Annotated in this window: 12 protein-coding genes; 5 read left to right on the forward strand and 7 right to left on the reverse strand. The window is 63.5% G+C overall.

The window, feature by feature from the left end; genetic code table 11:
* The 4 genes from rfaP to UW3_RS0105980 all read left to right on the forward strand — a co-directional run.
* The coding region (rfaP, locus tag UW3_RS26575; protein ID WP_010221385.1) for a lipopolysaccharide core heptose(I) kinase RfaP at nt 1-682 on the forward strand (682 nt) is incomplete at its 5' end.
* Entirely contained in the window at nt 682-1416 is a 735-nt protein-coding gene (locus tag UW3_RS0105970) for a lipopolysaccharide kinase InaA family protein (RefSeq protein WP_010221386.1), read from the forward strand. The genes rfaP and UW3_RS0105970, both read left to right, overlap by 1 nt.
* Complete coding sequence (locus UW3_RS0105975; protein ID WP_010221387.1) at nt 1413-2165, forward strand: lipopolysaccharide kinase InaA family protein; 753 nt, start codon at nt 1413-1415, stop codon at nt 2163-2165. Before UW3_RS0105970 ends, UW3_RS0105975 begins: the two co-directional genes overlap by 4 nt.
* Nucleotides 2165-3607, forward strand: a complete 1443-nt coding sequence (locus UW3_RS0105980) for a lipopolysaccharide kinase InaA family protein (RefSeq protein ID WP_010221388.1) — start codon at nt 2165-2167, stop codon at nt 3605-3607. The genes UW3_RS0105975 and UW3_RS0105980 overlap by 1 nt, the downstream gene beginning before the upstream one ends.
* A gap of 33 nt (nt 3608-3640) precedes the next feature.
* On the opposite strand, the gene UW3_RS28970 is transcribed toward UW3_RS0105980, so the two are convergent.
* The 7 genes from UW3_RS28970 to UW3_RS0106015 form a co-directional block, all read right to left on the reverse strand.
* On the reverse strand, nt 3641-3814 hold the full coding sequence (locus UW3_RS28970) for a hypothetical protein (protein ID WP_010221389.1): 174 nt from the start codon (nt 3812-3814) through the stop codon (nt 3641-3643).
* Nucleotides 3811-4944, reverse strand: a complete 1134-nt coding sequence (locus tag UW3_RS0105990) for a PepSY-associated TM helix domain-containing protein (protein WP_010221390.1) — start codon at nt 4942-4944, stop codon at nt 3811-3813. The genes UW3_RS28970 and UW3_RS0105990 overlap by 4 nt, the downstream gene beginning before the upstream one ends.
* A gap of 8 nt (nt 4945-4952) precedes the next feature.
* A complete protein-coding gene (locus UW3_RS0105995; RefSeq protein WP_010221391.1) occupies nt 4953-7379 on the reverse strand; it encodes a TonB-dependent siderophore receptor in 2427 nt (808 codons plus the stop codon).
* Nucleotides 7380-7536: 157 nt separating this feature from the next.
* A complete protein-coding gene (locus tag UW3_RS0106000) occupies nt 7537-8502 on the reverse strand; it encodes a FecR domain-containing protein (protein ID WP_010221392.1) in 966 nt (321 codons plus the stop codon).
* Nucleotides 8499-9017: an RNA polymerase sigma factor gene (locus UW3_RS0106005; RefSeq protein WP_010221393.1), complete on the reverse strand. Its 519-nt coding sequence runs from the start codon at nt 9015-9017 to the stop codon at nt 8499-8501. The genes UW3_RS0106000 and UW3_RS0106005 overlap by 4 nt, the downstream gene beginning before the upstream one ends.
* Before the next feature lie 95 nt (nt 9018-9112).
* Nucleotides 9113-9823 (reverse strand): 3'-5' exonuclease, encoded by a 711-nt coding sequence (locus tag UW3_RS0106010; RefSeq protein ID WP_010221394.1) that lies wholly within the window; start codon nt 9821-9823, stop codon nt 9113-9115.
* Nucleotides 9820-11757, reverse strand: a complete 1938-nt coding sequence (locus UW3_RS0106015; RefSeq protein ID WP_010221395.1) for a DUF294 nucleotidyltransferase-like domain-containing protein — start codon at nt 11755-11757, stop codon at nt 9820-9822. The genes UW3_RS0106010 and UW3_RS0106015 overlap by 4 nt, the downstream gene beginning before the upstream one ends.
* Before the next feature lie 235 nt (nt 11758-11992).
* Here UW3_RS0106015 and UW3_RS0106020 point away from each other — a divergent pair, with 235 nt between their 5' ends.
* On the forward strand, nt 11993-12433 hold the full coding sequence (locus UW3_RS0106020; RefSeq protein WP_010221396.1) for a response regulator: 441 nt from the start codon (nt 11993-11995) through the stop codon (nt 12431-12433).
* The last annotated feature ends 53 nt before the right edge of the window (nt 12434-12486 follow it).

Below are 12486 nucleotides of genomic sequence, written 5' to 3' on the forward strand. Positions count from 1 at the left end.
AGTCGAAGGCCGCGGCTATTTCGTCAAGATCCACCGCGGCATCGGCTGGGGCGAGATCTTCAAGAACCTGTTCACCGCCAAGCTGCCGGTGCTCGGCGCCGGCCAGGAATGGCAGGCAATCCAGCGCCTGCATGAAGTGGGCGTGCCGACCATGACTGCGGTGGCCTATGGTGAGCGCGGTGATAACCCGGCTGCCCAGCATTCGTTTATCGTCACCGAAGAACTGGCGCCGACCGTCAGCCTCGAAGACTTCAGCATCGACTGGGTCAAGCAGCCGCCCGCGCCGCGTCTCAAGCGTGCGCTGATCGCCGAAGTGGCACGCATGACCGGCATGATGCACCGCGCCGGGGTCAACCACCGCGACTGCTACATCTGCCATTTCTTGCTGCACACCGACCGGCCGGTGACGGCCGATGATTTCAAGTTGTCGGTTATCGACCTGCACCGCGCCCAGACCCGGGCGAAAATCTCCCACCGCTGGCGTGACAAGGACCTGGCCGCGCTGTACTTCTCGGCGCTGGACATCGGCCTGACCCGGCGCGACAAGTTGCGCTTCTTGCGTGGTTACTTTCAGCAGCCGCTACGGCAGATCCTCGCCGAGGAAGCCGGGCTGCTGGCCTGGCTGGAAGGCAAGGCGCAGAAGCTCTACGAGCGTAAACAACGGTACGGAGACGCGCTCTGATGGCGGGTTGGAAACTGGAGCCTGCCTACCAGGCCCTGGCGACGGATTTTGGCAGTATCGAAGCGGTGTTCGCCCTCAAGGGCGAGCGCCTGACCCACGACCCGCTGAGCGAAGTGATCCGTGTCGAGCGCGAGGGGGTCAACTATTACGTCAAGCGCTATACCGGCGCTGGCAAAGGCCTGCGCCGCTACCTCGGGCGCCCGCGAATCAAGGCTGAATGGCAGAACCTCAAGCAGTTCGCCAAGTGGGACATTCCCACCGCTGAAGTGATCGCCTTCGGCCTTGAGCGTAATGGCCTGGCTTTTGGCCGCGGGGCGATGATCACCCGCGAGCTGCCGCGCACCGAAGACCTCTCGGCGCTGGCCGAGCGCAACGATGCACGCCTGGCCGATCGCGGCTGGGTCGACCACATCAGCCGTCAGCTGGCGCGACACACGCGGATCATGCATGACCACCACTTCACCCATAACGACCTGAAGTGGCGCAACCTGCTGGTGGATGACCAGGCCACGCTATTTTTCATCGACTGCCCGACCGGCGATTTCTGGTGGGGCTTCATGCTGCGTTACCGCATCACCAAAGACCTGGCGTGCCTGGACAAAGTGGCCAAATATCACTTGTCGAACACCCAGCGACTGCGCTTTTACCTGCAGTACCGCGGGCGCGAGCGTCTGAATGAATCGGACAAACGCCGCATTCGCCATGTGGTGACGTTTTTCGAGGGACGCGAATGACTGATTTTCTCTCCAGTGCCGATGTGGCGCTGCTTGAGCGCCATGGCCTCAACGGTTTCGATCAGCTGTGGGCGCTGCAGCTCGATGCGGTGGACGAGCCCAATACCGGCCGTGGCGGCTGGAGCAGCGTCTATCGCCTGGAGCTTGAAGGCAAGGGCTATTACCTCAAGCGCCAGAGCGACTACCTGACCCGCACCTTGCACCGACCGTTCGGCGAGCCAACCTTCGCCCGCGAGTTTCGCAATATCAGCCGCTACCAGAAGCTCGGTATCCCTGCCTTGCAGGCGGTGTACTACGGCGAGCGCAAGGTCGAAGGCGAGCGTCGGGCGATCCTCATGACCCGTGCCCTGGATGACTGGAGCGATCTGGACAGCCTGCTGGGGCAGTGGCCACAACTGGACATCGGCCAGCGCCAGGGCATCCTGCGTGCCTGCGGGCAACTGGCGCGTACCCTGCACACCGCCAACCAGGTGCATGGCTGCTTCTACCCCAAGCACATCTTCCTGCGCAGCCGCAGCGACAGTTGGCAGGCGCAACTGATCGACCTGGAGAAGACCCGGCCATTGTTGCTGGGCATGCGCGACCGGCTCAAGGATCTTGAGCCGCTGTTGCGCCGGGCACCGATCTGGAGCGAAGCTGAAGTGCGGGTGATGCTCTCGTCCTACCTGGACCAGCCCACCGATAGCCCGCTGGTTGATACCTGGCTGCAGCGCCTGACGCGCCGCCGCCGTGAGAAAGAGGCTCGCTGATGCGATTGTCCGAACTCAAGGATGCCGGGCGCAGCCCGGACCTGCCCCTGAACATCAGCCTGGCCGACGCCGCTGGCAGCGCCGAGCTGCAGTTGCTCAGCCTGCTGCGGGTGCTGCCGGGCCAGCGCTATGTTGGCGCCGGGATCTGGCGTGGCAAGCCGGTGTTGGCCAAGTTGCTGGTCGGCAGCAGCGCCGCCCGGCATTTTCAGCGTGAACTGGAAGGTGCGCGGCTGCTGGCGGCCCAGGGCCTGACCACGCCGCTGCTGCTGGCCGATGGTTTGCGCGAAGGCGAGGGCGGTTGGCTGCTGTTCGAGTTTCTCGAAAACGCCGTGAGCCTGGCCGATGCCTGGGCTGAAGTCGAAGCCCTGCCGCCGCTGGCCGATGAACAGCACCTGGTGCTCGGCGAAGCCCTGACGGCGGTGGCGCAGATGCACGCCAAGGGCCTGTGGCAGGACGACCTGCACCTGGACAACCTGCTGCGCCATAACGGCCAGCTGTATTTGATCGATGGCGCCGGGATCAAGGCCGAAACCCTTGGCCAGCCGCTGTCGCGCCAACAGGTGTTGCAGAACCTCGGGGTATTGTTCGCCCAGTTGCCCAAGCGTCTGGAGCCCTTTATCGAAGAGCTGCTGGTGCATTACCTGCTGGCCAACGCCGAGCACGCGCTGCCGCTGGAAGCCCTGCAGAAGCAGATCGACAAGGTGCGCAGTTGGCGTCTGAAGGACTACCTCGACAAGGCCGGGCGCGAGTGCACGCTGTTCAGCGTCGAGCGCGGCGCGTCGGGCCTGCGTTCAATTCGTCGCAACGAAGTGGTCGCCATGCTGCCGGTGCTGGAGCAGGCCGATACCCTGATCGACCAGGGCCACCTGTACAAGACCGGCGGCGCCGCCAGCGTGGCCAAGGTTGAGGTCAATGGCCGGCCACTGGTGCTCAAACGCTATAACATCAAGAACACTGCCCATTGGTTCAAGCGCTTCTGGCGCCCGAGCCGGGCCTGGCATTCGTGGATCGAAGGGCATCGCCTGGAGTTTCTCGGCATTGCCACGCCCAAGCCGCTGGCGGTGCAGGAGCTGCGCTTCATGGGCTTGCGCAGCCGCGCCTATCTGGTCACCGAGTACGCTGATGGCCCGGATCTGTTGGCCTGTTTCGCGCCGTATGTCGAATCCGGCGAGGTGCCCGAGGAGCAACTGCAGGCCTTGCAGCACCTGCTCGCTCAGTTGATCCACGAGCGCATCAGCCACGGCGACATGAAGGGCCACAACCTGTTCTGGCAGGACGGCCAATGGTCGCTGATCGATCTGGATGCCATGTGTCATCACGCTACCCAGATGAGCTTTGCCCAGGCTTTTGCCCGTGATCGGGCGCGGTTGTTGCGCAACTGGCCCGCTGGCAGTGCGCTGTACAAGCGCCTGGATGAGTGCCTGCCGAAGCTGGCGGACTGATAAAACCGCATCGCGGGGCTTGCCCCGCGATTGCTATCGAGCCAAGCCGCGCAAGCTGTACAGCGCTGGCAAACCCAACCCCGCCCAGGCCAGGGCATCCCACCAGCCATCGCCAAGCAAGGCGGCAAACAGCCCCAGCGCGCCCACCAGGGCTATCGCCACTGGCATGCCGAACACGCTCCAGAAGCTTGACGACTTGCGCTTCATTGCACTGTCTCCGCTTGTGCCACAGCAACCGGCTTGCTGGCCCGTCGGCGCACTACCCACAGGTACACCCCGCTACCCAGCACGATGATGGTCAGCACATCCAGCACTGCCCAGAGAACTTGCATCGGCCGGCCGCCGTAGTCACCGAAGTGCAGTGGCTGCGACAGGCCCATGGCGTCCATGTACCAGGGCCGGTCGCCGATGGCGGTGACTTCAAGGTTACTGGCGTCGATCAGCACCGGGGTCAGCAAGTGTGCGGTCAGGTGGGTGCTGCCCTTCATGAACACCGCATAGTGATGCTCGCTGGAGAAACGCGTGCCGGGGAAGGCGATGAAATCCGGCTGCATGCCTGGCGCGGCTTGCGCAGCGATATCCAGAACCCGACTGACCGGCGCCAGCTCCGTTAGCGGCGGTGCATCGCGGTAAGGCGCGACCATCGCCGTCAGGCTTTCGTTGCGCCACGCCGCGATGACCAGATCCGACAGGGCGCTGATGACCCCGGTAACCCCAACCACCAGCGCCCAGGTCAGGGTGACGATGCCGATCAGGTTGTGCAGGTCGAGCCAGCGCAGGCGCGTGGACTTGTCGTTGCGCACGGTAGCGAACTTCAGCCGGCGCATGAATGGCGCATAGAGCACCACGCCGGAGACGATCGCCACCACGAACAACAGGCCCATGAACGCCAGCAGCAGCTTGCCGGGCAGCCCGGCGAACATGTCCACATGCAGGCGCAGCATGGTCATCATGAAGCCGCCGTTGGCCGAAGGCATTTCCACCGCTTCGCCGCTGCGTGCATCGAGCATGAACGTGTGCGACGAATTCGGTTCGGTGCCTGCGGTGGCGGCCATGATTGCGATCACGCCGTTGCTGTCGTCCTCATCCCAGCCGAAGTACTGCATCACCTCGCCAGGGCGATGGGCCTGGGCCTTGAGCACCAGTTCCTGCAAATCGAGCTTGGGTGTGTCGGCCGGCATCTGCTTGAGCTCGGGGGCATCGCCCAGCAAGTGGTCGATCTCGTGATGGAAGATCAACGGTAAGCCGGTGACTGCCAGCATCAGCAGGAACAGGGTGCAGATCAGGCTGGTCCAGGTGTGGACGAAGGACCAGCGACGGATGGTTCGGCTGTTCATCCGCGGCCTTAGAATTTGTAGTTGACGCTGGCAACGACGTTGCGCTCGTCACCGTAGTAGCACCAGTAGCCGTCGCAGTTGGCCAGGTAGTCCTTGTTGAACAGGTTCTTGGCTTCGACGGCGACGGTCATGCCTTTGAGCGTGCTGACCTTGCGGCCCAGGTCGTAGTGCACCGACGCATCGTAGACGGTGTAGGAGCCGACATAACCGAGATCGGTGTTGGTGGTGTTGCCGTAGTTGTCACCGACATAACGCACGCCACCGCCGACGCCAAAGCCGTCGAGCAGGCCGTTGTGCCAGGTGTAGTCCGCCCACAGGGTCGCCTGGTTGCGCGGGATCAGCGCCATGCGGTTGCCTTGCTCGTTGGCCGCACCCTTGAGGATCTCGGTGTCGGTGTAGCTGTAGGAGCCGATCAGCTTGAGGTTTTCGGTCACCTGTGTGGTGGCCTCCAGTTCAAGGCCGCGGACCTGCAACTGGCCAACCTGCTGGGTAATGTTGCCTTCGGTGACTTTCACGTTGTCCTGGCGCAGGTCATACACGGCAGCGGTGTAGAGGTTCTGGCTGCCAACCGGCTGGTACTTGATGCCGACTTCGTATTGGCGGCCTTCGGTCGGTTTGAACGAATCCGTGGAGGCGACGGCGGCGCCGGTAGTTGGCTGGAACGACTCGGTGTAGGAGATGTACGGGGTCACGCCGTTGTCGAACACGTAGCTCAGGCCGATGTTGCCGGTAAAGGCCTTGTCGCGTTCGGTGCTGGTCGCATCGTTCTGATTGTGGAAGGTGGTGCCGGTGTGTACCCAGTCTTCACGCCCGCCCAGGGTCAGGCGCCAGTTGTCGAGGGCGATCTGGTCTTGCACGTAGAAGCCGGTCTGGCGGGTTTTCTGGCCGTAGTCGTACATGGTGAAGTAATCCACCTTGGAAAAGTCCTGGCCGTACGGCGGGTTGATCACATTGCCTGGCGGTACGCTGTAGCTCAGACCGTAGTCCCAGCGGTAGTTGGTGTTCGAGCGCTGGTGGTCGAGGCCGATCAGCAGGGTATGGCTCAGGGCGCCGGTCTGGAAGTCGGCCTGGAAGTTGTTGTCGACGGCGAACTGGCTGATGTCTTCGTTGACGATGCCGGTCTCGCGAGGAACGGTGCCGTCAGGCTGGATCGTGTCGTTGTTCATGGTCGCGACGTTGATGCCCTGGAACGACAGGTCGCTCTTGGTGTAGCGCAGGTTCTGACGGAACTGCCAGACATCGTTCAGACGGTGCTCGAAGGCATAGCCCAGGGCGTAGTAGGTGCGATCGTAGAATTCCCAGTCCGGGTCGCCGAGGTTCTTGTGATGGGAGATGTCGCCGGCCGGCGAGCCCAGCTTGGTGCCCTGCAGCGGCAGGAACTGGCCACTGATACCGGTATCGTCACGGGTGAACTGGGTGATGAAGGTCAGGCTGGTGTCTGCATCCATGTTCCAGGTCAGGCTTGGCGCAAGGTTATAGCGCTTGTCCGGGACATGGTCGGTTGGCGAGTCACTGTCGCGGACGACGCCGCTGACGCGGTAAAGGAACTGGCCGTCGTCATCGATTTTGCCGGTGCTGTCGAAGTTGATCTGGCGATGGTTGTTGCTGCCAACCTGCGCTTCGATCTGGTGGGCGCTTTGCGCCTGGGGGCGGCGGCTGACCATGTCGAGCATGCCGCCGGGTGGGGTCTGGCCGTAAACCGACGATGCCGGGCCGCGCAGCACGGCGATGCGCTCCAGGTTCCATGGCTCGACTTTCGGGTTGGCGAACGAGCCTTTGGGCAACGGCAGGCCGTCGAGGAACTGGGTCGGGTCGAAACCGCGTACCCGCAGCCAGTCGGCGCGGGGGTCGGAGGCGTAGCCGCTGCTCTGTACGCCGGCGGTATAGCGCAAGGCGTCGTTGAGGTTGAGGATCTGGCGGTCGTCCAGTTGCTCGCGGGTGATCACGCTCATCGAGCGCGGCACTTCAACGATCGGTGTATCGGTTTTGGTACCGGCTGCGGTGCGGGTGGCGGTGAAGCCGGTGGCCGGGCCCCAGGCGCTTTCGTAGTCGCTGCGGGCGTTGACGCTGGTTTCCGGCAGGGCCAGGGTGCCTTCGGGGGCGGCGATCAGGCTGTAGGTGCCGGCGCTGCTCTGCTGCAGTTGCAGGCCGGTGCCGCGCAAGGCCGCTTGCAGGGCGCCGACGCCGTCGTACTGTCCGCTGACCGGCGCCGAGGTGCGGCCGCTGGCCAGGCTCGGGTCCAGGGTCAGGGCGATGCCGGCCTGGCTGGCGATCTGGTTGAGCGTGGTCGACAGCGGGGCGGCGGGCAGGTTGTAGCTGCGCAGGCTGGCCGATTGTTCGGCGGCAATCAGCGGGCTGCTCGCCAGAGGTGCTGCCAGGGCAATGGCCACGGCCAGCAGGCCGGGACGCAGAACGTTCTCAAAAGCGCGGGACATACAGCGGCTCCTCGACGGAAGTAAGTGCTAACTAGCTTCCTTGCCGAGTGAGTTGGGAAAAGTGTCAGAGGGTAGTGGAAATAATTTCGATTTTTATTTCAGGCTGCTTTCGGGGCAAACCATCTCCTGTAGGAGCGGGCTTGCCCCGCGATAGGGCTCAGTGCGTATCGCGTTTAGCCACCACCGTCACCCACCACGGTGTACGTTGCTCGATCTGCACCGGTAAGGTCGGCAGCAACGAGGTCAGTGCCAGGTCGGTATTGTTGAGCGGGAAGCTGCCGCTGATGCGCAGGTCGGCTACATCCGCAGCAACCCCCAGATGCCCGCTGCGATAGCGCCCCAGTTCGTCAATCAGATCGGCCAGGCGTACGTTGTCGACCACCAGCATGCCGCGGGTCCAGGCATCGGCACCGGCGGCCAGGCTATCGATGCGGCCCAGGCGGTCGTGACTCATCAGCACTTGTTGGCCTTCCTTGAGGATCTGCTCGTCGCCACTGTCCTGTGGCCGGGCAGCCACCGCCGACTGCAGCACGCTCAGGCGCGTGCCCTGGCCTTCGAGCTTGACCAGAAAGCGCGTACCCAGCGCCCGCATGCGGCCGTCTTCAGTGCTGACCACGAACGGCCGATCATCCTTGTGGCCGGTCTCGATGGAGATTTCGCCTTCGTGCAACACGATCAGGCGTTGTTTCTCGTCGAAGCGGATGTCCACTGCCGAATGGGTGTTGAGGCTGATCAGGGTGCCGTCGGTCAGGCGCAGGGTGCGCTGCTCGCCAGTGCCGGTGCGCTGGTCGGCCAGCCAGTAGCCTAGCGACTGATGGGCATTGACCCAGCTCAGCAGGCCAACCACCAGCATCAGGCTGGCCAGGCCACCGCCTAGCTTGCGCACCCGCTGGCGCAGACCGGCGCGGGACTGCAACAGGGCCTGGCGCGCAGGGCCGGCTGCGGCACTGAAACGCTGGTCGAGCATGCCCAGTTGCATCCAGGCGCGGGCGTGCTCTTCGTTGGCGGCATGCCAGCGGGCGAACTCGGCGCGCTCATCGGCGTTACCAGTGCCCGAGTCCAGGCACAGCTGCCAAGCGATCGCGGCATCCAGCACGCGCGCCGAAACCGGCTTGTTGTTCATGTCGGCTCACCATACAGCGCCACATAACACTGGCGCAGGCCCTGGGCCAGGTACTGGCGTACCCGTGAGACGGAAACACCCAGGCGCTCGGCAATCTCGGCATGGCCCAGGCCGTCCAGGCGGTTGTACAGGAAGGCCGCCCGTGCCTTGCTCGACAGCTTGCCGAGCAGGCGGTCGATGGCCTTGAGGTCTTCGAGGATCAGCTGCTGTTGTTCAGGGGAGGGATGCTCGGCCTCGGGCATCAGCATCAACTCGGCCAGATACGCCTGCTCCAGTGCGGCGCGGCGAAAGTGGTCGAACAGCAGGCCTTTGGCGATGGCCAGGAGGAACGCCCGGGGTTCGCGCGGCGCAGGCAATTGCGCGCGCCCGAGCAGGCGCACGAAAGTGTCCTGGCTCAGGTCTTCGGCGCGCTCGGCGCAGGCGATGTTGCGCCGCAGCCAGGCGAGCAGCCAACTGCGATGGTCACGGTACAGCGCACCGACCAGCTCAGTGTGTGGGCTTTGCACAGACGACAAGGCGTTCCCCGAAAAGATGCGTTAACTAACGAGAATTATTCGCGATTGTCGCAGAAGCTCCCCATCAGACGCAATTCACACTCATCGGATGATGCTTAAAAGCCATGACTTTGTTGCCGACGCCTGCGCAGCCGCTGCAGTTGCTGGTCAAGCAGCGCCGGGCTGTCCAGTTGCTGGCGCCGAGCCTGGCTGAACAGGATCAGCGCCAGCTCGGCAGTCACCATGGCATCGGCACTGGCGTTATGGCGCTCGGCGGCTTGCAGGCCGAAGTAGGCGGTCCAGTCGTCCAGCCCGGCTTCGCGCAGGGTGACCTGCGGGTTGAGCAGGGGGGCCAGCTCGGCGACATCCAGGAACGGATGCTGCAGGCGATAGCCCAGGTGGTCTTTCAGGGCGCGGCCGAGCATGCGCTGGTCGAAGGGCGCATGAAAGGCCAGCAGTGGGCTGTCGCCGATAAAGTCCATCAGTGTGAGCAGGGCTTCGGCCGGCTCGCAACCTGCAGCGATGGCACTGGGGCCCAGACCGTGGATCAGCACGCTGGAGGTGAGCTTGTGATCGCGCTGGTTCAGCGTGCGCTCGAACTGCTGACTGAAGTCGATGGCGCCGTCTTCGATCACCACCGCGCCGATCGACAGCACCTGGTCACGGTTGAGATTCAGGCCGCTGGTTTCCAGGTCGAGCACTACCCAGCGCTGCTGGCGCAGGCTGTGTTCGGCCAGTGGTGCCGGGGCCGTCAGTTGTTCCACGCGCTGGCGCAGGTGTTCGTCGAGCCGCGGTTGGCTGGGGCGTAGCCAGGCAAACAGGCTCATAGCTGGTACCGCAGGGCCAGGCTGCTTTGCAGGCGCTGGGCCTGGCGCAGGGACTCGCGCAGGATGCGCCGGTCCAGGTGGTTGAGGCGGTCGGGGTCGACCCGGTTGGAGTACGGCAGGTTTTGCCGGCTCTGCAGTTGATGTTGCTGCATGCGGGTTTGCTGGATGAAGTGGTAGGCCTCCTCATAAGCGGCGCCGTCGAGCGGGTCGATCACTTCCTTGGCCACCAACTGGCGCAGGCGCTCCAGCGTGTTGTTGGCAACGATGCCATTGGCCAGGGCCAGCAGGCGTGCGCCATCGACAAACGGCGTCAGGCCCTGGACCTTGAGGTCGAGGGTGGCGGCTTTGTCATTGCCCTGGCGGGTCAGCACGAACTCACGAAAGCGCCCCACCGGCGGCCGCTGACGCCGGGCATTCTCGGCCATCATGCGCTGGAACAGACGGTTGTCGGCCACTTGCTCGAGGATGCTCTGGCGCAGTTGTTCACAGGCCTGTTCATCGCCCCAGACCACTCGCAGGTCAAAGTAGATGCTTGAAGCCAGCAGGTTTTCCGGCGTGGCTTCGCGAATGAAAGCGGCAAAGCGCCGTGCCCACTCAGCGCGGGACAGGCACAGCTCGGGGTTGCCGGCCATGATGTTGCCCTTGCACAGGCTGAAGCCGCACTGCGCCAGGCCCTGGTTGATGTGTTGGGCCAGCGGCAGCAGGCGGCCACGAATCTCGGCGGCATGGGCAGCATCGCGTGCTTCGAAAATAATGCCGTTGTCCTGGTCGGTGTGCAGGGTCTGTTCGCGGCGCCCTTCACTGCCAAAGCAAAGCCAGCTGAACGGCACGCCCGGGTCGCCCTTGTCTTCGATCGCCAGCTCGATGACCCGGCATACGGTATGGTCGTTGAGCAGGGTGATGATTTGGGTGATCTGCGTAGACGAAGCACCGTGGGCCAGCATGCGCTCGACCAGCTGGCTGATCTCGCCGCGCAGCGACACCAGGTTTTCGACTCGGCTGGCATGGCGGATGGTGCGTGCCAGATGGACCAGGTCGACCCGTTGCAGGGAGAACAGGTCACGCTCGGACACCACGCCGCACAAGCGCCGCTCTTCGACCAGGCAGACGTGGGCAATATGCCGCTCGGTCATGGCGATGGCAGCATCGAAGGCGCTGGCCTGCGGGCTCAGGTAGAAAGGCGAGGCGGTCATGTGCCGGCTGATCGGCTGGGTGAAGTCGGCGCTGGCATCGGCCACCACCTGGCGCAGGTCGCGCAGGGTGAAGATACCGATCGGGAAGCGTTGCTCATCGACAATGGCAATGCTGCCGACCTGCTGCTCGTGCATCAGGCGTACGGCCTCACGCAGCGGCGTGGCCGGATCGCAGACCACCGGATGACGCATGGCCAGTTCGCCCAGGCGGGTGTTCAGTGAATACTGGTTGCCGAGGGTTTCCACCGCGCGGCGCTGGACCTGCTGGTTGACCTGATCGAGCAGGCTGCTGACCCCGCGCAGGGCAAAGTCGCGAAACGCTTCGGACAGGGTGAACAGGCGGATGAACGCGGCCTTGTTCAATTGCAGGCAGAAGGTGTCTTCGCCGGCCAGGTGTTCGGTGCGGGTAGCCCGTTCGCCGAGCAGGGCGGCCAGGGGGAAGCACTCGCCGCTGGTGATCTCGAACGTGGTTTCGGTGCCGGGGCGGGTGACGTGTTGGCGCTCGCCGACCACCCGGCCTTGCTTGACGATGTAGAAGTGCTCGACCGGACCGTCGCTGGGCTTGATGATGCTGTCATTGGCCGCATAGAAGCGCAGTTGGCACTGTTCGACGAGAAACGCCAGGTGGGCGTTCTCCATCTGATTGAACGGTGGAAAGCGTTGCAGAAACTGCATGGTCCCCTGGATGTTCTGCATCACTGCAGTCTTTCCTGCCTGGGCGAAGGCGTCCATTTTGCTCATGAGCATTACCGCGTCTTTGTGTCGAGCTGTGACCATCGACCTTGTTGTTTTCGTTGTTCATGGTCGGTCGCGGGCTGCTCAGTGCCCATTGGACGTAAGTCTATAAACTGCGTCAGGGAGTTGAAGTGCTGCGTCATGTGTCAATTACCCGACGAAAGGCAGTTTGCAACTAATCTCAATGCAGTCTGAACTTGATTCAAAGGACATTTAGCAGGTCATTGATGATGAGACAGCCATGTCCGACCACGAAAACATTCTGAGCGAGGCCGAGCGTGAGGCGCTGGCCTCGGTAACGGCGCGGTCGGCGGCGCCGAAGGTATTGATCGTTGATGACAACCGGGTGGCCCGCGAAGCGTTGGCCAGGTACCTGAGTTCCAAGCGGTTCAAATGCCTGACCGCCGACAGCGGCCAGCAGGCACTGGAGTGTCTGGACAAGGAGCGGGGTATTGGCCTGGTGATCACCGACCTGCGCATGGGCACGTTCGGTGGTCTGGAGCTGATTCGACACATACGCGACTCGGAGCGCGCGGCGATGCCGATCATCATTGTGTCAGGGGCTGCGGATGTGAAGGACGCCATCGAGGCGATGCACTTGAGCGTCGTCGACTTTCTGCTCAAGCCGATCGATCTGGACAAGCTGGTGAGGTTGGTGCGCAGGGAACTGGGGATTTCTTAGACAGGTCTGGCCTCATCGCTGGCAAGCCAGCTCCCACAGGGACTGCATTCACC

This window comes from Pseudomonas donghuensis (assembly GCF_000259195.1).
Lineage (GTDB): Bacteria > Pseudomonadota > Gammaproteobacteria > Pseudomonadales > Pseudomonadaceae > Aquipseudomonas > Aquipseudomonas donghuensis.